Raw genomic sequence first — 25,598 nt, 5'->3', positions numbered from 1 at the left:
CACTCACCCTTTCAATTCAAAATGATACGATACGGCGGACAGGACATAGAGTGGTGCAGTTTCCGTCCGTAAAATCCGTCGTCCGAGGGCTGCCGGCACGAAACCGCCAGCGGTTAAACGCGATACTTCTGTTTCCGTCAGTCCACCTTCCGGACCAATCACAACCAATAAGGAGTCCCCGGACTGAAGCCGGGACAGCGTAGAAGCGAAAGCTGCCGTCTCCCCTTCTTTCGCCGATTCTTCATAAGCGATCAAACACGCCGTATAATCAGCAGCACGTTGTAGGACTTCATCATACGTCACATACTCAATCGTCGGCAAGTGTGCCCGGTAGGATTGTTCCGCTGCTTCTTTACTGATTTTTTGTAGGCGTTCCAGCTTTTTCGGGATTTTTTTCGCATCCCATTTCGAGACCGAACGGGCCGATTCGAACACAAGCAGACGGCTGATCCCAAGCTCCGTCGCTTTTTGGGCAACGAGTTCGACTTTATCCCCTTTTGGTAAGGCATAAGCAATCGTCACGTGAATTGGAAGTTCCGTCTCAATCGGCAATTCTTCAAGCATTTCTGCGACGGCAGTTTGCTTATCAAGTTGCTCGAGTCGGCAACGGAACAGTCCTGTGCCGTCTAACACTAAAATCTCATCCCCGACATCCATCCGCATGACATTTTTCATATGATGCGCGTCGTCTTTGGGCAGTGTAAAGGTATTTCCCGCACGTGCGGTCTGTTCGACGAAATATCGTTGCATCGGCTTAAGCCTCACGTTTCGCGATAATGGCGACCCAGTCCTCAAGCTTCGTCGTCTCGACGATGGTAAATCCGGCGGCTACCATCGCGTCACGCACCATGTCTTTTTTCTGACCGATGATTCCGGAAGCGATGAAGTGACCTCCCGGCAAAGTCAGTTCATAAGCATCGTTGACGAACAGCAAGATGACTTCGGCTAAGATGTTCGCGACGATCAACTCAACCGGTTCTTTAAGTTCTTTCATTAAATCGCCTTGGCGGACCGTCACTTGCTGACTGACCTGGTTCAATGCCACATTGTCCGTCGCGGAACGAACAGCGACTTCATCCAAATCAAGGGCAAAGACGTCTTTTGCTCCGAGTTTAGCTGCTGCAATCGCAAGCACACCGGAACCGGTTCCGACATCGACGACACGATCATTTTCTTGAAGATAGTTTTCGATTGCCTGGATACAGAGAACTGTCGTCGGATGTGTTCCGGTTCCGAATGCCATCCCGGGATCGAGTTCGATGATTTTTTCATCGGGTTGCGGTGTGTAGTCTTCCCACATCGGTACAACCGTTAAATGACGGCTGATTTTAACCGGCTTATAAAACTGCTTCCACGAATGGGCCCAGTCTTCCTCATCGACTTGTGTCAGCGTGACAGTTCCTGCACCAATCGTCAGACCGAATTTCGTCAGCATCTGAATGTCGCGTTCGATTCCTTTGATCGTATCCGTCAAATCACTGCTTTCCGCAAGATACGCTTTGACGAGTACACCGCTGTCCGGATATTCATCGCGCTTCTTCTCATCCCAAATCTCACCGAAGTTATCTTCACGGTGTGACATCATCTCGAAATCTTCGACGTCCTCGATGACGACACCGCTTGCTCCTGCTTCATGTAAGATGTTCGAGACTGCTTCGATTGCTTCTTGTGTCGTATGGACACAGACTTCCGACCATTTCATTTTCTGTCACGCTCCTTTAGTGAATCACCCTGTAAAGAATGTTTTGATGCGGCTGAATACGCCTTCGTGTTGTTCTTCGACACCTTTTTCATCACTGATTTCGTTGAACTCACGAAGCAGTTCTTTTTGACGGTCTGTCAGGTTTTTTGGTGTAATGATGACGACATTGACATACTGATCCCCGTGATGGCCTGAGCGGACGTTTGGCATCCCTTTGCCGCGCAGACGGAACCGTGACCCGGTTTGTGTGCCGGCTGGAATTTTCAAGCTGACTTTTCCGTGAACAGTCGGTACTTCGATTTCATCTCCTAGCGTCGCTTGGGCGAACGTGAGCGGCATATCCATGACGATATGATCATCCACACGCTCAAATAATTCATGTTCCCGGACACGGACGACGACATACAAATCACCGAATGGTCCGCCGTTCACACCGGCTTCCCCTTTACCTGCCAGACGAATCTGTTGACCGTTGTCGATCCCGGCTGGAATCTTGACGCGGACATCTTTATTTTTACGGACACGACCGGCTCCGCGGCATGTTTCACACGGTTCTTTGACGATTTGTCCACGACCCTGGCATGTCGAACACGTCGTTTGATTGACGACACGTCCGAACATCGTATTTTGCTCGACGTTGATGTGTCCCGATCCACCACAACGTTTACACGTTTCCGGATGCGTTCCCGGCTTAGCACCCGAACCGTGACACGTTCCGCAGTCTTCTTCGACTGGAATCGTAATGACTTTCTCGACTCCGGAAAAAGCTTCCATGAAGTCGATTTCTTCGACATACTGTAAATCCTGTCCTTTACGTGGGGCATTCGGATCCTGACGACGTCCGCCGCCGAAGAACATATCAAAGATGTCGCCGAAACCTTCCGCTCCGCCGAAGCCACCGCCGCCTTGCGATGGATCCTGGTGACCAAACTGGTCGTAACGGGCACGTTGATTGTCGTCTGACAAGACTTCATAGGCTTCCGATAATTCTTTGAACTTTTGATCGGCATCTGCCTCTTTATTGACATCCGGATGGTAGGTCCGGGCAAGTTTCCGGTAAGCTCGTTTGATTTCTGCTGCTGAGGCATCGCGCGCGACGCCCAACACTTCATAATAATCGCGTTTTTCCACGTGCATTCTTCCTCTCTTTAGGTCCGATTCATTTCATACTGTTTGATTTTACCGAACTTCAGGCGACATGGAAAGAGCCAAAGCGCGGATTACGCTTTGGCTCTCTCTAGCGCCCGAAAAATCGGTCGGTTACTTATTTGTTGTCTTTGTCGTCGACTTCTTCAAATTCAGCGTCCATGACATTGTCGTCTTGTCCGCCTGCTTGCGCACCTTCAGCGCCCGCTTGTTGTTGAGCCATGTTTTCGTAAACTTTTTGCGTCAATTCTTGAACGACTGTTGATAATTCGTCTTTCGCAGCACGAATTGCTTCGATGTCTGTTCCTGCGAGGGCAGCTGTAACTTTTTCTTTTGCTGCTTCCGCTTTTTCTTTATCTGCTGCGTCAATTTGCTCACCGAGATCTTTGACTGCTTTATCTGTTGCGAAGACGAGTTGATCCGCTTCGTTGCGAAGTTCCACTTCTTCTTTACGTTTGTTATCCGCATCTGCGTTCGCTTCCGCATCTTTGACCATTTGGTCGATGTCCGCTTCAGTCAAGCCGCTTGATGATTGGATTGTGATTGACTGTTCTTTGTTCGTACCAAGATCTTTCGCTGATACGTTGACGATTCCGTTTGCATCGATATCGAATTTAACTTCGATTTGCGGCACACCGCGTTGTGCTGGCGGAATGTCTGTCAATTGGAAACGACCAAGCGTTTTGTTATCTGACGCCATCGGACGTTCCCCTTGAAGAACATGGATGTCAACGGCTGGCTGGTTATCAGCAGCTGTTGAGAAGACTTGTGATTTTGAAGTCGGGATCGTCGTGTTACGGTCGATCAGCTTCGTCATCACGCTACCCATTGTTTCGATCCCGAGCGAGAGTGGTGTAACGTCGAGAAGGACAACGTCTTTGACATCCCCTGTTAATACGCCACCTTGGACTGCTGCTCCGAGGGCAACGACTTCATCCGGGTTAACCCCTTTGAACGATTCTTTGCCTGTGAAATCTTGAACTGCTTTTTGAACTGCAGGAATACGAGTCGATCCACCAACGAGGATGATTTTATCGATTTTGTCCGGTGTCATGCCAGCATCGCTGAGAGCACGACGAGTTGGTGCCATCGTCCGTTCTACGAGATCAGCTGTCAAATCGTCGAACTTCGCACGTGACAATGTCATTTCAAGGTGAAGCGGACCTGCTGCGCCGGCCGTGATGAACGGAAGACTGATTTGTGTGGAAGAGACGCCTGAGAGGTCTTTCTTCGCTTTTTCAGCAGCGTCTTTCAAACGTTGAAGCGCCATTTTATCTTGTGCAAGATCAATGCCGTTGTCTTTTTTGAATTCTGCGACTAGATGATCGATGATTTTTTGGTCAAAGTCATCGCCACCAAGACGGCTGTCACCGGCAGTTGAAACAACTTCGAAGACACCGTCTCCAAGTTCAAGGATCGAAACGTCGAATGTACCGCCACCTAAGTCATAGATAAGGATTGTGTGGTCTTCGCCTTTTTCAAGACCGTAAGCAAGTGCTGCTGCCGTCGGCTCGTTGATGATCCGTTTGACGTCAAGACCAGCGATTGTTCCTGCATCTTTTGTTGCTTGGCGTTCTGCATCGTTGAAGTAAGCCGGAACCGTGATGACCGCTTCCGTTACTTTTTCACCGAGGTAGTCTTCCGCTTGTGCTTTGAGTTTTTGAAGAATGATGGCAGATACTTCTTGTGGTGTGTAGTCTTTGCCTTCTACTTCAACTTTATAGTCTGTACCCATATGACGTTTGATCGACATGATTGTGTTCGGGTTTGTGATGGCTTGACGTTTTGCGACTTCCCCGACTTGACGCTCACCGTTTTTGAAAGCAACGACAGATGGCGTCGTACGGTTTCCTTCAGCGTTTGCGATAACGACAGGCTCTCCGCCTTCCATTACTGCGACACATGAGTTTGTTGTTCCTAAGTCAATACCAATGATTTTTGCCATGATAAATTCCTCACCTTCAAATAGTTAGTAGTGTTAAATCAGATCGAAACGTAGATTATTCTGCGACTTTGACCATACTTGGACGAATGACACGATCGTGTAATTTGTATCCTTTTTGGAATTCCGCTGTGACGACACCTGATTCGTGTTCTTCACTCGGCTCCTGAACGACTGCCTGATGCAGGTTCGGATCAAAGGCTTCCCCGACTGCTGGAATCTCGATGACACCTTCATTTTGAAGTGTTTCCACCAATTGGCGTTTGACCATCTCGACACCGGCAAGGACAGATTTTGTCTCTTCGTTGTCCGATTCGATTTGAAGCGCACGGTCAAGATTATCGACTAATGGGAGCAACTTCTCGACGATTGTCTGCGAAGAATATTTCGCACGGTTTTCGGCTTCAATCCGGTTCCGGCGTTTGAAGTTGTCAAAATCCGCACGGAGGCGTAATTCTGATGCTTTCGCTTCTGCGAGTTGTGCCTCAAAGTCAGGTGCCGCCGGCTCTTCGACGAGATCCGCCTGGACGACTTCTTCTTCTGTTACTTCAACTGTTTCTGCTTCTGTTTGTTGCTCGTTTGTTTCTTCAGTATTGAGGTTTTGATTCTGTTTATTTTCTTCCACTCTGAATCGAGCCCCTTTCTATATTCAATCCAAGTTGTTTTTACGCAACTCGGTTTGGAATGCTTGTAAAAGATGAATGATCGAATTGATGCCTCGATTATAATCCATCCGTTTTGGACCAATCAGAGCCAATGTTCCGAGCGAAACGCCGTCAACGGAATAATGGGCACGAATCACACTGCAGTCTTTTAAGGCATCGACGTTATTTTCGCTGCCGATCGTAATCAAAATCTGATTATCGAGACTCGGACTCAAGAAATCGAACAAAGCTTCCTGTTGTTCAATCAATTCGAGGACCGGACGCAGTTTCGCGACATCCTGAAACTCAGGTTGATCAAACATGTTCGCTTTCCCCCCGAGATAAATCAAAGGGCGTTCCTCATGCTGATCCGTCAAGACGATATCAAGTGCTTTTGACAGCAGCGTCGTCTGCTCCGAATGTTCGGAACGGAACCGTCTGATTTCTTCAAGCAGACGGAGACGCAACTGACTGAGCGGCGTTCCGCGTAACGTCTGGTTCAACCGTTCCATCAAGCGACCGGCCGCCTCACGTGAGAGAGCTTCCGCGAGCTGAAGTGTCTTATGTTCGACGTGACCGGTTTCTGTCACAAGAACGATGACGACACGTCCTTCCGCCAAGGGAATCAGCTCTAAATGATGGAGACGTTGTCCTTCTTCTTTTGGACCTAATACAAGCGTCGTATAATGTGTCAATTCGCTCAACAAGTCCGCTGTATGACGGATTAACCGATCATTTTCATTCACGGAATGGGCAAATAACGATTTTAACGCTTTCGCCTCTTGCGGTGAGATGCTTTCCGGACGAATCAGATGATCGACGTAAAATCGATATCCGAGCTCGGATGGAATTCGGCCGGCAGAAGTATGCGGCTTTTCAATCAATCCCATTTCTTCGAGGTCCGCCATCTCATTTCGAATGGTCGCGGAACTGAACGTCACGTCACTCCGTTTTGAGAGCGTCCGTGAGCCGACGGGTTGAGCGGTTTTGATATAATCATCGACGATTGCACGTAAAATCAACAATTGGCGATCCGTCAGCACCTTCTTCACCACCTTATTTTGTTAGCACTCACTTTTAACGAGTGCTAATTACATCTTTACTATAAGGAATCCTGGAAATGATGTCAACCAATTTGCTGAACCCTTTGAAGACTTTCCCATTCTGCGATACAGTGAAACAAACGACGCAAAGGATGAGGTCTATGCTCGAACTGTTTGCCATGGCCGGTGTATTCGTTTGGGTGTTCATCGCGATCATCGGAACGACCGCCTATTTTTTACGAAAATCGAAAAAATAAAACGGCGTCGACATACTTTCGTATGGACGCCGTTTTCATTCGTACGGTCTTACTATTCTCTTACCCTTCGACTTCCGCTTCCCCGATGAACTCGGCAAACACTTCGTTAGCGAGCGGTACACCCGCGTCCGTTAAACAAAGATGGGTCGTTGTCCGCTCGACGAGTCCGCGTGGTAACAGTCTCGCGATCGTCTGTCCAAACACTTGATCAAGCGAATGCCCGTATTTTTCTTCGAAGTGTCGTTCCGACACCCCTTCTTTCATCCGTAATCCGAGGAACATCTCTTCTTCCATCCGTTCGACTTCCGTCAACGGCGTCTCATTTCGGACCGGTAAACCCTCTGCTTTGATATAGTGCGGAATCGGTGCAATGTTCGCACGCCGTGTCTTGTTGATGTAACTGTGTGAACCGGCACCAAATCCGTAATATTCGTCGTTTTCCCAGTAGACCCGGTTATGCCGGCTTTCCCGACCCGGTAAGGAAAAGTTTGAAATCTCATATTGATGCAATCCACCGGCTTCAATCGTTTCAATCATTAAGCGGTACATATCCGCTTCTAAATCCTGTGTCGGTAACGGCAACTTCCCTTTTCGTTCCTGAATCGCAAAAACCGTATGCGGCTCAAGAATCAACGAATACGACGAGATATGGGTAATCGGTAAACGTAACGCCCGTTCGACATCGTATTTGACTTGGTCGAGCGTTTGATTCGGCAGACCAAACATCAAGTCAACCGAAATGTTGTCAAACCGTTTTGCGGCATGTTCGAGCGTCTCGGCAACTTTGGCTTCCCGGTGCGTCCGGCCGATGCGCTCGAGTAATCCGTCATCAAACGACTGGACCCCAAAGCTGACCCGGTTGACGCCGCCCGCTTTCATGATGTCGAGTTTTTCCGGTGAGACACCGTCCGGATTCGATTCGACCGTATATTCAAGAGCGTCATCCGTCAGCGGCAGGAGATGCTTCGCGATGATATCCATCAGACGTTGCATCTGATCTTCGTTTAAGGCGGTCGGTGTTCCTCCGCCGATAAAGATCGTTTCGAGCCGATCAGTCGGGTACTGTTGTAACGTCAGCTCGATTTCCCGTTCCAACGCATCGAGATACTCGTCGACCGGCTGATTTTTTAAAAAGACTTTATTAAAGTCACAGTAATAACAAATATGCTCACAAAACGGAATGTGGACATATGCGGCGCGTGGAGTCATTTCGCCTCATCCTTTCTTCACTTAAACAGAAAAAGGGTGCGCCAGAAACGCCCCCTTTGTGTCTTCCTTAATCTTCATCCATCGACAGAACCGACATGAAGGCTTCTTGCGGTACCTCTACCGAGCCTACCATCTTCATGCGTTTCTTACCTTCTTTTTGCTTCTCGAGCAATTTACGTTTACGCGAGATGTCTCCGCCATAACACTTGGCGAGAACGTTTTTCCGTAACGCTTTGATTGTCGAACGGGCGACAATCTTCGTTCCGACGGCCGCTTGAATTGGTACTTCGAACTGCATCCGCGGAATGAGTGCTTTTAATTTATCAACGATGACTTTCCCACGTTCGTACGCAAAATCACGGTGAACGATGAAACTCAAGGCATCGACGTTTTCATTGTTGAGTAAGATATCCATCTTAACAAGACGCGATTGCTGATAGCCGATCAATTCATAATCCAGCGACGCATATCCTTTTGTGCTTGATTTCAACTGATCAAAGAAATCATAGACGATTTCCGATAACGGGAGTTCATACGTGATTTTAACACGTGCCGTATCGATGTATTCCATATCAATGAACGTTCCGCGTTTCTTTTGACAGAGCTCCATGATAGCACCGACATAGTCGTTTGGTGTCATAACGGCTGCTTTAACGTATGGCTCTTCGATGAACTCGACTTTTTGTTGTTCCGGCATCTTCGACGGGTTATCGACATGGAGTACTTCTCCGGCCGTCGTCGTCACATGATAGATAACCGATGGAGCCGTCGTGATCATATCGATGTTGAATTCGCGTTCGATCCGTTCCTGAATGATTTCCATGTGAAGCATACCAAGGAATCCGCAACGGAAACCGAATCCGAGCGCCTGTGATGTTTCCGGCTCGAATTCAAGTGCTGCGTCACTCAATTGAAGACGTTCGAGCGCTTCACGCAAATCATTATAGCGTGCTGCGTCAATCGGATACAGACCACAGTATACCATCGGGTTCATCTTCCGGTATCCCGGTAAAGCTTCTGTCGCCGGTTGTTTCGCCAAGGTAATCGTATCCCCGACGCGAACATCACCAACTGTTTTAATCGAAGCCGATAACGTACCGACATCTCCTACCGTCAATTCTTTTTGACGGAGCGGTTTCGGTGTCGAGACCGCGAGTTCCAAGACCTCAAAGTCTTTTCCGGTCGACATCATCCGAATCTTGTCACCGACTTTCACCGTCCCGTTGACGACACGAATCGACGCGACGACACCACGGTAGGCATCGTAATACGAATCGAAAATCAACGCTTCGAGCGGTGCTTCCGGGTCACCCGTCGGTGCCGGAACTTTCGCAACGATTTGTTCGAGGATCTCTTCAATCCCGATACCGGCTTTCGCGGATGTCGGAACCGCTTCAGAAGCATCCAGTCCAATTACGTCTTCAATCTCTTGACGAACACGTTCGACGTCTGCTGAAGGCAAATCAATCTTATTGATGATCGGCAAGATTTCCAAGTCGTTATCCAGTGCCAAATACACGTTAGCCAGTGTTTGTGCTTCGATGCCTTGCGCCGCATCAACGACGAGGACAGCTCCTTCACAAGCTGCGAGGGAACGGGAAACTTCGTATGTGAAGTCGACGTGTCCCGGTGTATCAATCAGATGGAGGATATATTCCTCACCATCTTTTGCCGTATACTTCAATTGAACAGCATTCAACTTAATGGTAATCCCACGTTCACGTTCCAAATCCATCGCATCCAGTGTCTGATCTTTCATCTCACGTGATGTCAAAGCACCTGTTTTTTCTAAAATACGGTCAGCAAGTGTCGATTTCCCGTGGTCGATATGAGCGATGATAGAGAAATTACGAATACTTTTTTGCCGCTTTAAACGATCTGCATTATTCATGTTTATAGTCACCTTACCTTATAGTCAAACGTACATACGCTTCATTATACCAAAAATCACACGGGGTGCACCATCTCGTTTTGTTTTCCAAAAAAACAAAAATCGAAAGAAACCCTAGAGCTGTTATTGCTTTTAAGAAAAACGTTTGCTACAATTGTGTTTGTTCTGTTGAACGATAAATGCAGATATGCGAATATAAATCTCGAATGAGTTTTCTTGGAGGTGAATCATCCATGGCTAACATTAAATCAGCAATCAAGCGTGTTAAAACAGCTGAAAAACGCCGCGTCGCTAACGTACAACGTAAATCGTCTATGCGTTCAGCTATCAAAGCAGTCGAAACTTTCGCTACTGAAGGCAACAAAGAGCAAGCGCTCGTAGCTTTCAACACAGCATCTAAGAAAATCGACAAAGCTGCTGCTAAAGGTCTTATCCACAGCAACAAAGCTGGTCGTGACAAATCACGTCTCGCTCGTCTCGTAAACGCACTTTAATTCTTCTTTGAAGGATACAGTGATCGATCACCTCTCGGAGCCCGCTCCGGTGGTGATTTTTTTGTATCTAAAAGAGGCTGACTTTTGAGTCAGCCTTTTTTCTTTTTTCTCAGAAACGATCTACCATGACATGATGCGGACCGATTCCTTCAATTTCGAATGACTCACTTGCAACTGCCAAACCCAATCGTTCGTAAAAAGGAACGGCATTGAGTCGGGCGTTACACCACCAACCGTCTGCACCTTTTGCTTTCAGTTGATTTCGTGCCTCTTCTAACAATGCTTTTCCATATCCTTCTCCACGGACAGCAGGACTCGATGCCATTCCGCGTAATTGATAGGTCAATTCCGGATACGCCTCATGAGGACGATTGGAGAAAGTACCGATAGCTACAATCCTTCCGTCTTTGACGGCTCCTAAATGAAAAGTGGATTCGAGATCATCGTCCGGATAGACACACATTTCAATCGGCTGGTTGGGACGTAATACTTCTTTTCGAAGTGGAATGACCTCTGTTGCTGAAATGATTCGAATCTCCATCTGCTCTGCCTCCTATAATGTAGCGAGCCGGACAATCAGGGCGTCAAACAATATCCGTTTGTCACCTCGGCCCGTCTTCATACCCTCGTCTGTCGTCGTGATTGCGACCAATGCCTGTTCGAGCTGCGCGAACGTAAACCGTTTACCAGCCTGTAGGGCGAGTTTGATCGCATATGGATGCGCCCCGACTTTGGACGCGATTTGCCGTTCCCCGTACCCTTGTTCCGCCAGACGTTTGGACAACAACATCATCCGGTACTGTCGTGCCATCAGTCCAAGTAACGCCAACACTTCCTGTCCCTGCTTTTCGAGATCGCGAATCAATCGAATCGCCGGTTCAAGTTGACGTTTCATCAGATAATCCGTCAGTTGGAACACATTATCCTCTAACGTCCGCGGCACCAGTAAATTAACATCTTCCAGTTCAATCGTCGGATGATCTCCGGCATAAAGCATGAGTTTATCCAGTTCACGTGTCAGTGTCGCCCACATCTCACCCGTCAGGAAAATCAATCGTTCGATGGCAGGCCGTTCCATCCGGTACCCTTTGTCATTGACCGCATCCATCACGAAACGAAACAGTTCTTCCGTCGTCGGTTTTTTTGCTTCGAGTACGACAGCCCGGTCTTTTAACCGTTTGACAATCGTTTTTCGCTCATCCAGTTTTTCCGCCTCAACAATCAAAACGACAACTGCATAATCCGCAGGTTGGACGATGTATTCAGTCAACCGCTCCACGTTATGTGTTTTCTTGTCTTTTGCACCTGTCAAAAAAGTAGCCGGTTTAGCGATGACGACACGGTAATCACTTAAAAAAGGGACCGTTTCCGCTTCATCGAGTACCGCATCGAGCGGTTGATCGTTTAAATCAATCTTCATGTAATCAAAGCGTTCGCCGTCCGGCAATGCGGCTTTGACGATTTCACGTTCCCATTCTTCCAAAAGATGTCGTTCCGTTCCATATAATAAATAAAGGTTCGCCAGTTTTCCGTTGACAAGCCAAGGTGTTTTCATCTTCCCCACCACATTTCACAGTTTGTTCTTAACTTCATCATAGATAATCCTCTTTTATTCCGCTATACTAGAAGCGGAATCTATTTTTAGGGGGAATGCAGCATGGCACATTCAGTACGTCCACCAAGTGAGAATGCGTTTGAAAACGATATTCAGTCAAAACGTAATGACGCGCTTGACTCAGCGGTCGGTTTTGGCGCATCGTTCGGCTTTTTCGCAGTCTTGTTCATCATTGGCGTTGTCATTAAATTCTTAAGCCTATAATCAGTAAAACAGCAACCTTGGGGGGTTGCTGTTTTTTATTTTAGCATAGGTTCACAGCCTGTTGCAGAACAAGTTATCATTCCCGATTGATCGGTCCGCATGACATTCCGATTCCTTGTCCGCTCCAATACTTCTGCATGAGGGTGACCATACCGGTTATTTCGTCCTGCCGAAATGATGATCAGTTCCGGATCCGTTTTCTGCAAAAGCTGTTCTCCAGTTGACGTTTTTGAACCGTGATGCCCCGCTTTTAAAATGTCGACTTTGGGGACGGACCATGTTTCCTCTTGATTGATACTCGCATCTCCCGTCAATAAGACACGTTTCCCGGCAACGTCAGCAAGTAAAACGACCGACCGGTCATTTTCTTCTTCCTCGCTCGCTGCAGGAGCCAATACCTTGAGCCAGGGACGAATCCGTTGTCCTGAACGAATGTATTCAATGCGTGTTCCTGTCGCTTCAATCTGTTCGATCAACGCGTGGCGTTTCGCATCTTGATTGTCGAACTGACCCATATAAATCGTATCGACTTGAATTTTTCGCAAAACCCCTAGCAATCCGCCGATATGATCATGGTCTGCATGCGTGATGACCAGCCCTTCAATCCGCGTTTCTCCCCGCGTATGTAAAAACGGGGCTACGATTTGCCCTCCCGGATCAAACGGACGCAACGGGGGACGAAGTGATAAGGAAAACGTTCCCCCTGTATCAATGACAAACGTTTCTCCTGCTTTTTCGATGATGGTGCTGTCTCCCTGTCCGACGTCAAGAAAGGTGATTCGTTCCGGCGTTTGCTGATCCATATAAAGGCTCGCTGCGAGCAGCCCGACCAGCGGGACAAGATGACCGAACCATTTGCGCTCAGCCAACCACCAGCCTGTGAGGACCACTCCTGCCATAATCAGAAACACAGGAAGCGAAAACAGATGAACCGCAACGGTTGGAACGGGGAGTTTCTCCGCCCAAGTCAATGCTTGATCCAAAAAAGAAGTAGCCTTACCATGCAGACCAATCAGATTATCAGACGACGGAATCAGCACAGTTGCACTGACAAGGAAAGACAGCGGTAGAATCACCCATTCAATCCATCCCCCGATAATCAAATTCAACAGCGGGGACCAAAAGGAAACTTCTGTCTGTTGCGCCAATTGCAGGACTAGACTTGTCATGATTTGCGCCCAAAAGCTAATCAGCAACCAGTTCCAGGGACGTTTGATCGTTTCCCACATCTTGCGGGACAGTAATAAAAAGATCGTCAATCCGACGGTCAGTTGAAATCCGACATCGTACAGATACGTATACGAGACTGCCAATTGAAATGCCCCGATTGTACCGATGACCACCAAGGGATCCGGTCGCCGATTGATCCGGTGACAGAACAGCAGTACCATGGCGACACACACTGCACGTGTGACTGGAGCACTCCACTCCGTCAACCATCCGTACAACGGCAGGGTCATTAATAGAAATTCAAATCTCCGCTCCCGCGTCAACCGCAGTTTTTTTAAAAGCCATAACATCGTCACAATCAAAAAGGCGATATGTGAACCGGAAATAACAATCGCATGGAGCAAACCGAACTTTTTGAAACGTTCCATCGTCGTCTGATCCATCAAACGATCTTCCCCTAATACTAAGGCTTCCACGTACAAGGCTTGTTTGATCGGAAGTTGCTCAATCCGCGTCATCCACTGCTGACGAATACGGCGTCCATTCGCCCCAAGTCCCGGTGTCTCAGTACATTTCCCCCACGTTACGACCTCATACTTCCCTCGTAACTGTTCGATTCGCATCCAACGGGCTTCATCAAATCCGCCCAGATTCACTCGAGGCAATACCGGCCGTTCCTCCAACTCGACTTCACACCGTTGCCCGATTCGCTCATAGTCACGGTCTGTTTTTTCATCCAACGTGGCTGCGACAACGATTTGCTGATTTTCGGATTCGGCGAGATAACGGATTCTGTCGCCATTCTGCTTCGCGTCCAAAATATCGATGACCTGAATCGGCGCAGCCAGCTGTTCTGTCGTCATACTCATTAAAAATACAATCGTCAGTCCAACGAGCGACAAAACAGAGTACTTCGACATCGACCAGGATTTCAGTACAAGAATCATCGAACAGACCGCAACCAGCCACAGGGATTCTTTTAAGGCGATGAGTCCGATCATAAAAAATAAAGGCAACAGCGGCATCAGTAGACGATGAGATAAGCTTTCAGATTTTCCAACGTCTTCGGTCCAAATCCTTTCACATCGCCCAGATTCTCATATGTTGCAAAGCCGCCTTTTTCTTCCCGGTATTGTAAAATCGCACTGGCCTTCGCAGGACCGATTCCCGGTACTTCCAACAGTTGTTCTTCCGTCGCTGCATTTAAATCAACTAATCCTTTTGGCACTTCCGCTTGTTCAGACGTTTCGGGTACTGCCTTCTTGGATGTCTTAACCTGTTTCTTAGTCGGAACAATCACTTCCTGACCATCAATTAAACGTGCTGCGAGATTAAGTTGTTTGATATCCGCTTCTGCCGTCACTTCTGCACGTTTAATGGCATCTTGAACGCGATCACCGAGTCGAAAACTGTATGGACCGGGCCGTTTGACCGCCCCTTTGATATCAACCATGATTTTTTTCTGGACGAGCGTCTGATCCGCCGAACGGTCTTCTGCCTGTGCTTCCTGTTCTCGTTCAACGACTGCCGGTTTTTCAACCAATGCCTCGTTCGAACATGAAGGCAGCGGAACAAATAAGACAACGAGCAGTAAGAGAACAACCGCAATCGTTGCTACTTGCTGTAAACGTGGAATCGTCATCCATATCCCTCCTGTCTCATCGACTGTATCAATCTTTCCGTCGCTTCTGAACAGGACTATTCTTTATTATCCGGTGACATGCCCCTCTTTTCGTTTCATTTAGTTTTCCTTGCTTCAACCAATTGCCTTGCTAACCTAAAACAACATAAAAAAACCATCAACATGAGATCCGTTGATGGTTAGAGACGTTTATATTTTTTCAGCAACGAAAAAAATACGTTCGGCTGTTTCAGTCGGTGCATCGGATGTAAAATCACCGGTTACGGCACATACACGAAAACCTGCTTCGCGCAACCAGGTAATGTATTGTTCAGGCGGATACGTCCGTTGATGATGTGTCTCGTCGACACGATCGTACCGGCCGTCCTCGCCTTCAATAAAGAAGGTCAGTTCATGGACAACCGATAACGGTTCTTCACCGGGATCCGCGAACCAGATATACGAACTTTGCTCAGCATGGGTCGCGTACGTTTTCCCGTTAAATAATGTCTCCATTTTATAAGGGGAATGAACATCAAACAACAACTTTCCACCGTTCGTCAACAAACGTACTGCACTGTCGAATGTCTGTTTGACATCTGCTTCCGTCTGCAAGTAATTCAAGGAATCACATAAAATCGTTATCGCATCCACCGGTTCCGGCAATTCCAGTTCCCGCATGTCCTGTACCCAAAAATCAATGTGCCGATTGGTCTCCATTGCTTTTTCTTGAGCAATTTCAAGCATCTCTTCCGATAAATCGACGCCGGTGACTTCATAATGGTCAGCCAGTAACAAGGTTGCCGTTCCGGTCCCGCAACCGATATCTGCGATTCTTTTGCCGGGCTCGACCTGTTCAAGTACCCACGCGACCCATTCAGGATACGGGACATCTTGCATTAGTTCGTCATAGACATACGCAAACTGTTCGTACGCCATTAGTCGATCTCGACTTCGACTTTAGGAGCATCTGCCCATAGTTTCTCAAGGTTGTAATAATCACGGTCATCACGGTGGAAGACATGTACGACGACGCTCTCAAGATCCGCGAGGACCCAGCGCGCTGCATCCATTCCTTCTAGTCGTTTGATTGGTAATTCGTTTTTGTGGGCGACTTCTTTCACTTCACGCGCGATGGCTTGAACTTGTTTTTCCGAGTTCCCTTCACAAATCACGAAGTAATCCGCGATCGGCGAAATACTCGACATGTCGAGTACGACGATGTCCTCGGCACGTTTATCATCAATTGCATTTACGATTAATTTTAATTCTTGTTCGACTGTCATAGGACGGTCCCCTTTCGTTTTTCCGGAACGAACGCATTATACGTCTCAATCGTCAACGGAAAAATCACTGTTTGTTTTTTGCATAAAAATGAAATCGTCTGGACAAGTGTCGCAATGACAGCTTGCGTCAAATCTTCCTGCGCAATCTGCCGAAGCTGTTCGACACCCGGATACTGACGATTCGGCTCAATCGCATCTGCGACAAAAATGATTTGATCGAGCAACGGCATATCCGGAGCACCCGTCGTATGATGAGCAATTGCTTGATAAATCTCCATGTCCTCGATGCCGAGTTCTCGCTTGACGAGTTCTGCCCCGACCGGTGCATGCAACAATTCTTCATCATAATTGAGTAATTCATCCAGTCCAAGTTCCACTGCTACACGCTGCATCTCGGACACATTCCGATATTTCGCATAATCGTGCAACATGGCTGCCAAAGCAGCTTTATCTTCCTGAACCCCGTATTGTCGTGCCATTTGAATGGCGGTCTCGACGACACCGAGTGTATGGATGTAGCGTTTTTCGGGCAACGTTTCCTTAATGATTCGTTTCGCTTCTTCAAGTCGCATAGAGGTTCCACTCCTCGATTAATTGTCGGACCGGTTCCGGAACAAGATAACGGATGCTGCGTCCTCTCGCCATCCGTTGACGGATGTCAGTCGAAGAGACTTCAAGCAACGGCATGTCGACTGCCGTGACACGCGCGCCTTCCGGAATCAAATAACGACTTCCCGGACGTGCAACTGCCCCGAATTCGATTTCCTTATACAATTCTTCCGACCGGTGCCATGTCCCTAAACTGACTAATGAATCCGCACCGATCAGGAAAAAGAATGCATGCTCGGGATAACGTCTCTTTAGTTCCCGGATTGTATCAAACGTGTACGATTTCGTTTCCCGTTCGAACTCAATCTCGGAGACTGAAAAATCCTGATTGTCCCGGACGGCTTCTCGGACAAGTTGCAGCCGTTTCGCCGCACTCGTCACGGTCGATTGTTTGTGCGGCGGCAGTTTTGCCGGCAAAAACCAGACCGCATCCAGTTGAAGTTGCTCTTTCGCTTGTTCGGCAATCAGCAGATGACCGATATGGGGTGGATCAAATGTTCCGCCCATCAAACCGATCTTCATCGTGGTAATTGAAGCGTCTTATTCTCTTTCGATTCCTTGTAGAGAACGATGACTTTTCCGATGACTTGAACGAGTTCGGCATTTGTTCCGTCAACGAGCTCAGCCGCGACATCTTTCGGAGCGTCAGCACAGTTTTGAAGAACTTGAACTTTCAAGAGTTCACGTTTTTCAAGTGCATCCATCAAATCTGCACACATCGCTTCACCAACACCGTTTTTTCCGACTTGGAAAATCGGGCTTAAGTCGTGAGCCGTCGCGCGTAAATACCGTTTTTGTTTACCTGTTAACATATTATGATTCCTCCAATTGCTTTCTAATCACCTGCTCGCCGAGTGCGAGATCAGGTTTATGACCGGTGAAGCGTTCAAACGCTTCAGCCGCTTGTAGTACAAACATTAAAACACCATCTAGTGTATCAAGCCCGTTTGCGGTCGCTTCCCGCAAAAGACGGGTCGGGGTCGGTCGATAAATAATATCACAAATCAAAGCCGTCGTCGCTGTCAATTCGATCGGCGTCTGATCAATCGCGGGCGCCATTCCGACAGAAGTCGTATTGATGATGACATCATACGGCATCAAATCCAGTGTGCTCGACCAAGGAACAGCAGATTGCCCGAATTCAGCAGCCACCTGTTCAGCCGTCTGATTCGTCCGGTTCATGACAGTAACATGACCGGGAAGCATTGGAATGATGCCGCGGGCCGCTCCGCCTGCTCCAATCACTAAACTGTTTTTCGCATTCGTTCGTGTCGCAAGGGCGCGGGCAAATCCGGTTCCGTCCGTATTGGCACCGACCAGTTCCTCCCCGTCCCAATAGACGGTATTGACGGCACCGGCGCGTACTGCTGCCGGCTCCAGACGATCAAGAAAAGGAATGATCGCCGACTTATGCGGAATCGTCACATTGATTCCATCAAACTGCCGTTTTCTTACCTTCTGAACGAACGCTTCCAATCCGTTCACTTCGACATCTACCGTGGTATAACAACCGAAAAGCCCAGCCGCCTTCAGCCATGTTTCATGCAACATGGGTGAAAGCGAATGGGCAATCGGATGACCGATGACAGCAAATTGCATCAGACAAGCGCCTCACGTAATGAGACAGCAACACCTTTTGGTGCGTAGGCAGCAACTCGTCCGCCTTTTCCGTGAACTGCCACCCAACCGAGTCCACTGAAAACGATATCCGTTTTCATGTTGTCGCGTAGACTGAACTCGTGTCGAACGAGCGGCGGAAGCATCTCAAGCGTCTTCTCATTCGGCGGTGATAACAATTCTCCGTTATGATTCGCATACAGATCGTCTGCTTTATCGAGCTTCGTCCGGTGTACTTTCAAGTCATTTGACATATAGATGACGAATGACCGTTTGTTGCCTTCCATGTAGTCAAGACGAGCCAGACCACCGAAGAACAATGTTTGTTGTGGATGAATTTGGAACACTTGCGGCTTGATTTCTTTTTTCGGCGTAATCAACTTCAAGTCTCTTGCATCCACGTAATGTGCCATTTGGTGATGATTGATGATTCCTGGTGTATCGTACAGATTACAGTTATCGTCCAACGGAATATCAATTAAATCAAGTGTCGTTCCCGGGAAGTGACTGACTGTGATGACCGCCTCTTCTTCTTCCCCGAATCGTTTAATGACTTGGTTAATCAATGTCGACTTACCGACATTCGTACAGCCGACGACGTAAACGTCGCGTCCTTTGCGGTAATAATCGATTTTCTCTGCCAGTTCATCCACACCGTGTCCTTTTTTCGCACTGATCAGATGCACGTCGACTGGACGTAAGCCCAGCTCTTTTGATGTTTGGCGCATCCAGTTCATTAAGCGATTCGGATTAAGTGATTTTGGTAGCAAGTCGGCTTTGTTTCCGACGAGCAAAACATCATTTTTTCCGACGAAACGGTGTAATCCGGGTAACCAACTTCCATTAAAATCAAAGATATCAACAATTTTAACGACTAATGCATCTTTTTGACCGATTCCATCTAAGATTTTGACAAAATCATCGTCCGTTAATGCGACGTCTTGAATTTGGTTGTAATGCTTCAGTTTAAAACAACGTTGGCAAATGACCATTTCCCGGTCAAGTGCAGATTTAGGCGCATAACCAGGTGCTTTCGGATCCTCTGTTTGGATCGCGACACCACAGCCTGCGCAATTGATTTCTTCCATGTGTGTTGAGCCGCATCGGGACTTTCCCTTCTCTATTCAACGTAGCGCCCTGCACGCCACTCCAAGAGCGTAACTTCCGACCTTTTGCCGTACATGTTGCGACTGCTGCCTATCCTTTCATCTACCGGTATGACAGGGTCATTGCTGCTTATCTTGACGAAGGGTCTCAATCGGGTGTTTTAACACTGCCGGATCTTCTTTGACACGTTGCGTCAATTTGTAGATCCCTTTGCGTTTCATCCGACGGAAAATCAACCGTTCCATCAAGCGATTAAATTTTGTGACGACACCGTCTGTCTTGACGACGGGTTGAACGTGAATTACTTCGATACCTACTGAATTTGCGCCTAACACATCTGTAAACAATTGATCTCCAAGGAAGACAACTTCCTTCGCGTGATAACCAAATTCCGTCAACGCACGTTTGAAACCAATCGGTAAAGGTTTACGGGCCGGTGCAATATAATGTAAGCCAAGTGGATCCGCAAATTTCTTGACTCGATCGCCGTTATTATTCGAGACGATGATGACGTCAAATCCGTATTGGTTATTCACCATATCGAGCCATGACACCAATTCGTCTGGAGCATCGGCAATATTCCAAGCAACAAGTGTATTATCAAGATCCGTCAAAATTGCTTTGACACCGTTTCGTTTTAACATCTCTAAGTCGATATCATAAATCGACGCCACAAAATGTTTTGGATAAAGTCGTTTAAACAAGAATAAAACCTCCAGATAATGGTCTAGCTCTATAGTTAAGTTTAAGAAACAGTTATGTTCTTATCGTTCGATTATAGCACAATCCATTTGATAGAGCGACGACCAAAAGAAAACGAAAGAGTACATGTCTCTTCCGTTTCAAAAATTTTCTTCAATAATAGCGGATCCATAAATAGAGTTGCGAAATAATCAGCGTTACGATGGTGATCGGAGCCCCGTAAAGTAAGAATCTTCCGTAGGTGAACTTCTCCCCTTGCCGCGTAGCTAATCCCGCGACAATCACATTGGCTGACGCGCCAATCAATGTTCCGTTCCCTCCAAGACATGCTCCGAGCGACAAGGACCACCATAAGACGTCGACTTGTTGACTGTCGGGTGACAATCCAATTCCTGTCGCCACATCATTGATCAATGGAATCATCGTCGCGACGAACGGAATATTATCAATCGTCGCACTGGCAATGCCGGATAACCAAAGAACAGCGGTTGCTGTCGTCTGGATGTCTCCCCCTGTCAACGTGATCGTTTTTTCTGCCAAGAAACGGATGACGCCCACTTCCTGAATTCCGCCGACTAAGATAAACAGTCCCGCGAAGAAAAAGATTGTCGTCCACTCTACCCGGGCGAATACTTCCTCCAATTGGTGGTTGTTTTCAATCGTCAGCAGCATTAAGATAGTCGCTCCTAGGATTGCGATGGCAGGTGCTTCCAAATGAAGACCGATTCGACTCAGTAACGGATGAATGACGAACAATGTAATCGTACTTACCAGGACGATACTGCTGCGCGTGACTAATTTACGGCTGACGATGTAGCTGTTTTCGTCAATCTCCATCAATTTTTGTTGGTCTTCCGGTTCCACGTGTAAGTGTTTGCGGAAAATCATATACAAAATACCGATTGTCACGATTGTAATCAGCACAATCACAGGTGCGAGGTTCAATAAGAAGGCATTGAACGTCAAATGCGGATTAGCGGCTCCAATCATGATGTTCGGAGGGTCACCGATCAATGTGGCCGTTCCACCGATGTTGGCAAACAGGACTTCCGCCAGTAAAAATGGAAACGGCTTGATTTTTAAGACCTTCGTAATCGAAAACGTAATTGGAACAATCAACAGGACCGTCGTGACATTGTCTAAAAAGGCAGATCCGAGTGCCGTCAATCCGGATAGTAAAATCAAGATTTTTACCGGATCTCCCTTTGTTTTTTTAGCCGCCCGAATGGCAATGTATTCAAACAATCCGGACTGATTGGCAATCGTCACTAAAATCATCATCCCGATCAATAAGACGATTGTTCCCCATTCAACGTATTCAAACAAGGCAGATTCCAACCGGACGATGCCGAATATCACCATTGCTAATGCACCTAACAGGGCGACAATTGCCCGACTGATTTTTTCACTGATGATAAATGCATAGGTCACTAAAAAAATGAATAAGGCCCCGTAAATTTGAAGCGACGAACCCGATGCTCCCGTAAACATTAAAACCTGCATGATAGCTTCCTCCTAAGCATGACGAAACGCTCCCTTCGTAACGGGAGCGTCTCCATTCATGAATTCCAATAACCGATGCGTTGCCCCATCAAAACCGGACCTTTGATGTCCGTTTCTAATGTGATGGCATCTTTCGGGCAAATCAAGACGACTGTTGAGCCGAATGAAAAATAGCCGAACTCATCGCCCCGTCTGACTTCTCGGTTTTGATTCGTTTGGACGATGGTGTTCACGTTCAAGGCACCGACCATGACATGTTCAAGTGCGTGTTCCCCATGTGTGATACGTGTGACCCGACGGTAATTCCGCGTCAAAGGTCGTTTCCCATAGGAAAGACCGAGATCGTTGACCGGTGCCGAATCACGGCCGAGCGTGTAACTGGTCCGGATTGTCCCATCAACCGGTACATGAACACGATGATAATTTTGCGGACTGAGGTAAAAAATCAATACCCGTCCTCCGATGTAGTGATCGGCTTCGTGATGCGAACCGAGCAACTCGGAAACTGAATACGTCTGTCCTTTGACGGTAAAACGACTTTCTTCCGTCAAATCCTCGACAACGGATAAAACGCCATCACACGGGCTGACGACAGCCTGTTCTGACCCGTCAATCGGACGAACCGTTTCTTTTAAGTTTCGAACGAACAATTCATGTAACGACTTATACGATTCAAGCGGCTGATTGGCCTCATGCATTTGTAAATCATACATCTTAACGAACGGTTGAATCAGCGGTCGACTGACCGGACTCATCGCAAAGCGACGCAGTTGTTTCGCGACGGTTGGATGACCGTTCAGTTCAAACAGTTGCGTAAAGAACCATTTTTTAATCATTTAAATCACCTGACGACTCTTCTTCAGAATTTTTAACGGCTTTACCTGCGAAAAATTCTTTATAGGCGTCTTCTGTCTGCTCACCGGATACCCGGCTGACTTCTTTCCCATCTTTGAAATGAACGACAGTTGGCGTCCCTTCGATGGCAAACGTATCCCAAGCCGACTGTTCAACTGCCAGATCAATTTGTTCAAATGGAATGTCCTGTTTCTCACCGAGTGGCACTAAATACGGTTTTACTTTCTCACAGTGTACGCATCCCGTCTGATAAAAATACGTGTAAAATTCATCGCCGGACTTCAGCTTATCCGCCACTTGACCGGCCGTTAAATTACCGTTTTTCGATGCAGAATCCTCTCGATCCGTAAACAGTAACATCGTCGCCCCGATTAAGACGATCAGCGCGATCACACCAGCTGTAATCCAGTTGGCTTTCGATTGCGGTTTTTTTGTTGGTTTTACACGGTTAGATTTCTTTGACACAGTATCCCTCCGTCATTTTGGCAACAGCCATTTTTTCTGAATCATTATAGCACGCCCTTCTGCAAGAATCGTATCGATTTGCAAAGCGTCATCAATCAGTAACAGATCAGCACGCTCGCCTTCCTGGATGAGTCCTCCGGAAATGCCATATGCTTCTGCGACGTTTGATGTAACAGTTTGGATCGCGTCCTTTAACTGCACGCCATGTTTCACCGCATCACGGACCGCATCCAAAATCGATGTCGGCTTTCCGGTCTCAAGACGAAGCAGTTTCCCGCTTTCATCAAAGGCGGGTAAGCTGGCCCCGGCGTCACTCGACATCGTAATCTGACGTAACGGGATACCGGCAGCAAGAGCACGCTGTAGTGCCTGACCTGCTGGTATCTCCCCTTCTTCAATGAACGTTTCCGTCGTACAGGTCATAAAATCAATCCGTCCGCCTTGTTTCGCCCAACGTAAACCGGCGTCAAATATCCGTTCGCTGCGGTTGATATGGGTCGGTAAAAATTGTGTAATCGGAATATCGGTCGTTTCGACCACTTCGTTGAGCAGGTCAAGCGCATGTTTTCCGTCCCCGATATGAACATTCATCGTCCCCCGGACCCCCTTTAAAAGACCGGCAATCCGTGCTTGCGAAGCAAGTCGTGCCACCTCAGGAACAGTCGGATGTGTCGAACGATGGTCGTTGATGGCAATCTCACCAATCCCGATGACTTCGTTAATCAACAGGATATCTTCCGCAATTGACTGCGTAATCGAAACCGGAGGGACCGCGTAACTGCCTGACAAGAGGAAGGAACGGATACCTTGACTCATATAGCCGCGCATGTGCGCAAGCAGATCGATTCCAGTCCGCGTCCATCCATCTGTTCCCAGTAATCCAACGACAGTCGTGACGCCGGCTTCCAGAAAATCAGTTGCCAAAAGTGGCAGCGTCCGTGTCGAAAAACCACCTTCCCCGCCTCCGCCGATCGGATGAACATGTCCATCGAGTAATCCTGGGACCAATTGTTTGCCTGATCCGTCAATCGTCTGCGTAATCAGCCGTTCGTCCATTGTATAGGAACCGATTGCGAGAATCTTTCCCCCACCAACCCATACATCCGTTACTCCCCCGGCTAGGGTCACATTTTTAAGTACAATCATCACTTGCCTCCTAAACTTTGAACTACTCGTCACTAAAGTCACGAGTGTTCTCAGCTAAATCATAAAAAGCGAGCCTATCGTCCGAATGACGATATCTCGCTTTTACCTTATTCTGCCTTTGTCCCTTGACCAAGACCAAGATCTTCGTTGACTGCATCAAGTGCGAAGACGACAAGTGAAGTCACGACTGACATAGCTGTCGCGAATCCGAAGTTATACGTGACTGCATCGACCGCTGATACGATGAACACAGCTGTGTTCACGAGTAAGAACGACCAGAAGAATGTAACGAGAAAACGCATTCTTCCCCCTCCATTTCTTAACTTACTTTTTAATGTCCTACGTTTCGTAGTATATCATTTTTTAGGACCATAGACAGCTTTTCTCCGATTTTTTTAAACGCTTTCCTGAATTCAAAAAGCAGGCAATTTCAGATATTTTTCAGCCGATTATGCTACAGTAAGCGTAATGAATCCAGAGTGGAGTGAGTATCCTATGCAACGTCATCTGATTGCCGTCGATTTGGACGGGACATTATTACGCGACGACAAAACCATCAGTCAGGCCAACTTACATGCGTTAAGAACTGCACGCGACAACGGTCATGAAATCGTCATCGCGACAGGGCGTCCTTTCCGGCACGCCAAACGCTATTACGACGAACTCGGATTGACGACACCGATCGTCAATTTTAACGGCGGACTTGTTCACCATCCGCAAGACCGTCATTTTGAAGTCAGCCATCATCCGATTCCGCTGAAAACTGTTCAGCACATCTTGGAATCGGTAGCGGACTCGAAAACACAAAATATCGTCTGCGAAGTGACGGATCATGTTTACTTCCAGAACGATCCGACCGGTATTTATGAATTCTACACGGATCATGCCTTATCCGTGACGACAGGTGATTTACGGAAGGTCTTGCAACATGAACCGACATCCCTGCTGATTCATGCGAAAGGCGAACATGTCCAGGAAATCCGGTCCGAACTTTCGAGCATTCATGCCGAAACGGTCTTAAACCGCCAGTGGGTCAAACCGGAATATATGGTCGAGGTCATGCGAAAAGGTACGAGTAAAGCCATAGGTTTACAACAAGTCTCGCGTCATCTCGGGATTGAACAAAAACAGATCATTGCTTTTGGTGATGAAGAAAATGACTTGGAAATGCTCGAGTATGTCGGGCATGGCGTCGCGATGGGCAATGCCATCGGCGCGTTAAAACTGGTTGCTAACGGCAAAACGAAGTCGAACCAGGAAGACGGGATTGCCTACTACCTGAAACATGTCCTCGGTCTGATTTGATGTCATTAAACAAAGCCGGCTTCTCTGTCCATCAGACAGAAAAGCCGGCTTTGTTGTTGTGCCCC

28 protein-coding genes are annotated in these 25,598 nt (G+C 47.6%); 3 read left to right on the top strand and 25 right to left on the bottom strand.

Annotation, left to right across the window (positions count from 1 at the left end):
- Nucleotides 1–3: 3 nt before the first annotated feature.
- The 8 genes from ACP26N_RS04240 to lepA form a co-directional block, all read right to left on the bottom strand.
- On the bottom strand, nucleotides 4–750 hold the full coding sequence (locus tag ACP26N_RS04240; protein WP_426354848.1) for a 16S rRNA (uracil(1498)-N(3))-methyltransferase: 747 nt from the start codon (nucleotides 748–750) through the stop codon (nucleotides 4–6).
- A 4-nt stretch (nucleotides 751–754) separates the two neighbouring features.
- The gene (prmA, locus tag ACP26N_RS04235; RefSeq protein WP_131503929.1) at nucleotides 755–1,702 is read right to left on the bottom strand and encodes a 50S ribosomal protein L11 methyltransferase; all 948 of its coding nucleotides are present in this window, start codon (nucleotides 1,700–1,702) and stop codon (nucleotides 755–757) included.
- 24 nt (nucleotides 1,703–1,726) lie between these two features.
- Nucleotides 1,727–2,833, bottom strand: coding sequence for a molecular chaperone DnaJ (dnaJ, locus tag ACP26N_RS04230; RefSeq protein WP_188005224.1), 1,107 nt, complete (start codon nucleotides 2,831–2,833; stop codon nucleotides 1,727–1,729).
- A 133-nt stretch (nucleotides 2,834–2,966) separates the two neighbouring features.
- Nucleotides 2,967–4,793: a molecular chaperone DnaK gene (gene dnaK, locus ACP26N_RS04225; RefSeq protein WP_131503928.1), complete on the bottom strand. Its 1,827-nt coding sequence runs from the start codon at nucleotides 4,791–4,793 to the stop codon at nucleotides 2,967–2,969.
- A gap of 55 nt (nucleotides 4,794–4,848) precedes the next feature.
- On the bottom strand, nucleotides 4,849–5,415 hold the full coding sequence (gene grpE, locus ACP26N_RS04220; RefSeq protein WP_131503927.1) for a nucleotide exchange factor GrpE: 567 nt from the start codon (nucleotides 5,413–5,415) through the stop codon (nucleotides 4,849–4,851).
- A gap of 24 nt (nucleotides 5,416–5,439) precedes the next feature.
- Nucleotides 5,440–6,477, bottom strand: coding sequence for a heat-inducible transcriptional repressor HrcA (hrcA, locus tag ACP26N_RS04215; protein ID WP_131973227.1), 1,038 nt, complete (start codon nucleotides 6,475–6,477; stop codon nucleotides 5,440–5,442).
- A 317-nt stretch (nucleotides 6,478–6,794) separates the two neighbouring features.
- Nucleotides 6,795–7,943, bottom strand: coding sequence for a radical SAM family heme chaperone HemW (hemW, locus tag ACP26N_RS04210; protein WP_214854127.1), 1,149 nt, complete (start codon nucleotides 7,941–7,943; stop codon nucleotides 6,795–6,797).
- Between the two features lie 67 nt (nucleotides 7,944–8,010).
- Nucleotides 8,011–9,834 carry a translation elongation factor 4 gene (gene lepA, locus ACP26N_RS04205; protein WP_114596442.1) on the bottom strand — a complete coding sequence of 608 codons (1,824 nt, stop codon included), beginning with the start codon at nucleotides 9,832–9,834 and terminating at the stop codon, nucleotides 8,011–8,013.
- Between the two features lie 233 nt (nucleotides 9,835–10,067).
- Here lepA and rpsT point away from each other — a divergent pair, with 233 nt between their 5' ends.
- Nucleotides 10,068–10,328, top strand: coding sequence for a 30S ribosomal protein S20 (gene rpsT, locus ACP26N_RS04200; protein WP_012369681.1), 261 nt, complete (start codon nucleotides 10,068–10,070; stop codon nucleotides 10,326–10,328).
- Between the two features lie 109 nt (nucleotides 10,329–10,437).
- Here the strand turns inward: rpsT and ACP26N_RS04195 are convergent, their stop codons facing one another.
- Entirely contained in the window at nucleotides 10,438–10,869 is a 432-nt protein-coding gene (locus ACP26N_RS04195; RefSeq protein WP_214854130.1) for a GNAT family N-acetyltransferase, read from the bottom strand.
- A 12-nt stretch (nucleotides 10,870–10,881) separates the two neighbouring features.
- Nucleotides 10,882–11,883, bottom strand: coding sequence for a DNA polymerase III subunit delta (gene holA / locus ACP26N_RS04190; protein ID WP_131503924.1), 1,002 nt, complete (start codon nucleotides 11,881–11,883; stop codon nucleotides 10,882–10,884).
- A 102-nt stretch (nucleotides 11,884–11,985) separates the two neighbouring features.
- On the opposite strand from holA, the gene ACP26N_RS04185 reads away from it, so the two are divergent.
- Nucleotides 11,986–12,147, top strand: coding sequence for a YqzM family protein (locus ACP26N_RS04185; RefSeq protein ID WP_012369678.1), 162 nt, complete (start codon nucleotides 11,986–11,988; stop codon nucleotides 12,145–12,147).
- Between the two features lie 35 nt (nucleotides 12,148–12,182).
- Here ACP26N_RS04185 and ACP26N_RS04180 read toward each other — a convergent pair whose 3' ends face one another.
- The 15 genes from ACP26N_RS04180 to ACP26N_RS04110 form a co-directional block, all read right to left on the bottom strand.
- On the bottom strand, nucleotides 12,183–14,342 hold the full coding sequence (locus tag ACP26N_RS04180; protein WP_131973230.1) for a DNA internalization-related competence protein ComEC/Rec2: 2,160 nt from the start codon (nucleotides 14,340–14,342) through the stop codon (nucleotides 12,183–12,185).
- On the bottom strand, nucleotides 14,342–14,959 hold the full coding sequence (locus tag ACP26N_RS04175; protein ID WP_131503922.1) for a helix-hairpin-helix domain-containing protein: 618 nt from the start codon (nucleotides 14,957–14,959) through the stop codon (nucleotides 14,342–14,344). Before ACP26N_RS04175 ends, ACP26N_RS04180 begins: the two co-directional genes overlap by 1 nt.
- 189 nt (nucleotides 14,960–15,148) lie before the next feature.
- Nucleotides 15,149–15,877 carry a class I SAM-dependent DNA methyltransferase gene (locus ACP26N_RS04170; RefSeq protein WP_131503921.1) on the bottom strand — a complete coding sequence of 243 codons (729 nt, stop codon included), beginning with the start codon at nucleotides 15,875–15,877 and terminating at the stop codon, nucleotides 15,149–15,151.
- Nucleotides 15,877–16,224 carry a ribosome silencing factor gene (gene rsfS / locus ACP26N_RS04165; protein WP_131503920.1) on the bottom strand — a complete coding sequence of 116 codons (348 nt, stop codon included), beginning with the start codon at nucleotides 16,222–16,224 and terminating at the stop codon, nucleotides 15,877–15,879. The genes ACP26N_RS04170 and rsfS overlap by 1 nt, the downstream gene beginning before the upstream one ends.
- Nucleotides 16,221–16,796 carry a bis(5'-nucleosyl)-tetraphosphatase (symmetrical) YqeK gene (gene yqeK, locus ACP26N_RS04160; RefSeq protein WP_131503919.1) on the bottom strand — a complete coding sequence of 192 codons (576 nt, stop codon included), beginning with the start codon at nucleotides 16,794–16,796 and terminating at the stop codon, nucleotides 16,221–16,223. Before yqeK ends, rsfS begins: the two co-directional genes overlap by 4 nt.
- Nucleotides 16,786–17,355, bottom strand: a complete 570-nt coding sequence (nadD, locus tag ACP26N_RS04155) for a nicotinate-nucleotide adenylyltransferase (protein ID WP_131503918.1) — start codon at nucleotides 17,353–17,355, stop codon at nucleotides 16,786–16,788. Before nadD ends, yqeK begins: the two co-directional genes overlap by 11 nt.
- The gene (yhbY, locus tag ACP26N_RS04150; protein ID WP_012369671.1) at nucleotides 17,352–17,645 is read right to left on the bottom strand and encodes a ribosome assembly RNA-binding protein YhbY; all 294 of its coding nucleotides are present in this window, start codon (nucleotides 17,643–17,645) and stop codon (nucleotides 17,352–17,354) included. The genes nadD and yhbY overlap by 4 nt, the downstream gene beginning before the upstream one ends.
- A gap of 1 nt (nucleotide 17,646) precedes the next feature.
- Nucleotides 17,647–18,432, bottom strand: coding sequence for a shikimate dehydrogenase (aroE, locus tag ACP26N_RS04145; RefSeq protein WP_131973232.1), 786 nt, complete (start codon nucleotides 18,430–18,432; stop codon nucleotides 17,647–17,649).
- Nucleotides 18,432–19,538, bottom strand: coding sequence for a ribosome biogenesis GTPase YqeH (gene yqeH / locus ACP26N_RS04140; RefSeq protein ID WP_026829033.1), 1,107 nt, complete (start codon nucleotides 19,536–19,538; stop codon nucleotides 18,432–18,434). Before yqeH ends, aroE begins: the two co-directional genes overlap by 1 nt.
- A gap of 138 nt (nucleotides 19,539–19,676) precedes the next feature.
- Nucleotides 19,677–20,261 (bottom strand): YqeG family HAD IIIA-type phosphatase, encoded by a 585-nt coding sequence (locus ACP26N_RS04135; protein WP_012369668.1) that lies wholly within the window; start codon nucleotides 20,259–20,261, stop codon nucleotides 19,677–19,679.
- Between the two features lie 151 nt (nucleotides 20,262–20,412).
- Complete coding sequence (locus ACP26N_RS04130; protein WP_426354843.1) at nucleotides 20,413–21,762, bottom strand: ArsB/NhaD family transporter; 1,350 nt, start codon at nucleotides 21,760–21,762, stop codon at nucleotides 20,413–20,415.
- A gap of 56 nt (nucleotides 21,763–21,818) precedes the next feature.
- Nucleotides 21,819–22,598, bottom strand: a complete 780-nt coding sequence (locus ACP26N_RS04125; RefSeq protein WP_131973234.1) for a phosphatidylserine decarboxylase — start codon at nucleotides 22,596–22,598, stop codon at nucleotides 21,819–21,821.
- The gene (locus ACP26N_RS04120) at nucleotides 22,591–23,082 is read right to left on the bottom strand and encodes a thioredoxin family protein (protein ID WP_131973235.1); all 492 of its coding nucleotides are present in this window, start codon (nucleotides 23,080–23,082) and stop codon (nucleotides 22,591–22,593) included. Before ACP26N_RS04120 ends, ACP26N_RS04125 begins: the two co-directional genes overlap by 8 nt.
- Nucleotides 23,083–23,094: 12 nt before the next feature.
- Nucleotides 23,095–24,228, bottom strand: a complete 1,134-nt coding sequence (gene iadA, locus ACP26N_RS04115) for a beta-aspartyl-peptidase (protein ID WP_426354841.1) — start codon at nucleotides 24,226–24,228, stop codon at nucleotides 23,095–23,097.
- A 107-nt stretch (nucleotides 24,229–24,335) separates the two neighbouring features.
- A complete protein-coding gene (locus ACP26N_RS04110) occupies nucleotides 24,336–24,530 on the bottom strand; it encodes a YjzD family protein (protein WP_012369663.1) in 195 nt (64 codons plus the stop codon).
- Nucleotides 24,531–24,723: 193 nt separating this feature from the next.
- On the opposite strand from ACP26N_RS04110, the gene ACP26N_RS04105 reads away from it, so the two are divergent.
- The gene (locus ACP26N_RS04105) at nucleotides 24,724–25,533 is read left to right on the top strand and encodes a Cof-type HAD-IIB family hydrolase (RefSeq protein WP_214854136.1); all 810 of its coding nucleotides are present in this window, start codon (nucleotides 24,724–24,726) and stop codon (nucleotides 25,531–25,533) included.
- Nucleotides 25,534–25,598 lie beyond the last annotated feature (65 nt).

The sequence above is a fragment of the Exiguobacterium sp. R-39 genome (genome assembly GCF_049942815.1).
Taxonomy (GTDB): domain Bacteria; phylum Bacillota; class Bacilli; order Exiguobacteriales; family Exiguobacteriaceae; genus Exiguobacterium_A.
Note: the sequence above shows the minus strand (reverse complement) of the source record. Positions and strands in the feature narration are given on the sequence as shown.

Coding starts and splice junctions, on each gene's coding strand:
- ACP26N_RS04240 (WP_426354848.1), bottom strand. CDS start 750: ATGCAACGATATTTCGTCGAACAGACCGCACGTGCGGGAAATACCTTT.
- prmA (WP_131503929.1), bottom strand. CDS start 1,702: ATGAAATGGTCGGAAGTCTGTGTCCATACGACACAAGAAGCAATCGAA.
- dnaK (WP_131503928.1), bottom strand. CDS start 4,793: ATGGCAAAAATCATTGGTATTGACTTAGGAACAACAAACTCATGTGTC.
- hemW (WP_214854127.1), bottom strand. CDS start 7,943: ATGACTCCACGCGCCGCATATGTCCACATTCCGTTTTGTGAGCATATT.
- lepA (WP_114596442.1), bottom strand. CDS start 9,834: ATGAATAATGCAGATCGTTTAAAGCGGCAAAAAAGTATTCGTAATTTC.
- rpsT (WP_012369681.1), top strand. CDS start 10,068: ATGGCTAACATTAAATCAGCAATCAAGCGTGTTAAAACAGCTGAAAAA.
- ACP26N_RS04195 (WP_214854130.1), bottom strand. CDS start 10,869: ATGGAGATTCGAATCATTTCAGCAACAGAGGTCATTCCACTTCGAAAA.
- holA (WP_131503924.1), bottom strand. CDS start 11,883: ATGAAAACACCTTGGCTTGTCAACGGAAAACTGGCGAACCTTTATTTA.
- ACP26N_RS04185 (WP_012369678.1), top strand. CDS start 11,986: ATGGCACATTCAGTACGTCCACCAAGTGAGAATGCGTTTGAAAACGAT.
- ACP26N_RS04180 (WP_131973230.1), bottom strand. CDS start 14,342: ATGCCGCTGTTGCCTTTATTTTTTATGATCGGACTCATCGCCTTAAAA.
- ACP26N_RS04175 (WP_131503922.1), bottom strand. CDS start 14,959: ATGACGATTCCACGTTTACAGCAAGTAGCAACGATTGCGGTTGTTCTC.
- ACP26N_RS04170 (WP_131503921.1), bottom strand. CDS start 15,877: ATGGCGTACGAACAGTTTGCGTATGTCTATGACGAACTAATGCAAGAT.
- rsfS (WP_131503920.1), bottom strand. CDS start 16,224: ATGACAGTCGAACAAGAATTAAAATTAATCGTAAATGCAATTGATGAT.
- yqeK (WP_131503919.1), bottom strand. CDS start 16,796: ATGCGACTTGAAGAAGCGAAACGAATCATTAAGGAAACGTTGCCCGAA.
- nadD (WP_131503918.1), bottom strand. CDS start 17,355: ATGAAGATCGGTTTGATGGGCGGAACATTTGATCCACCCCATATCGGT.
- yhbY (WP_012369671.1), bottom strand. CDS start 17,645: ATGTTAACAGGTAAACAAAAACGGTATTTACGCGCGACGGCTCACGAC.
- aroE (WP_131973232.1), bottom strand. CDS start 18,432: ATGCAATTTGCTGTCATCGGTCATCCGATTGCCCATTCGCTTTCACCC.
- yqeH (WP_026829033.1), bottom strand. CDS start 19,538: ATGGAAGAAATCAATTGCGCAGGCTGTGGTGTCGCGATCCAAACAGAG.
- ACP26N_RS04130 (WP_426354843.1), bottom strand. CDS start 21,762: ATGCAGGTTTTAATGTTTACGGGAGCATCGGGTTCGTCGCTTCAAATT.
- ACP26N_RS04125 (WP_131973234.1), bottom strand. CDS start 22,598: ATGATTAAAAAATGGTTCTTTACGCAACTGTTTGAACTGAACGGTCAT.
- iadA (WP_426354841.1), bottom strand. CDS start 24,228: ATGATTGTACTTAAAAATGTGACCCTAGCCGGGGGAGTAACGGATGTA.
- ACP26N_RS04110 (WP_012369663.1), bottom strand. CDS start 24,530: ATGCGTTTTCTCGTTACATTCTTCTGGTCGTTCTTACTCGTGAACACA.
- ACP26N_RS04105 (WP_214854136.1), top strand. CDS start 24,724: ATGCAACGTCATCTGATTGCCGTCGATTTGGACGGGACATTATTACGC.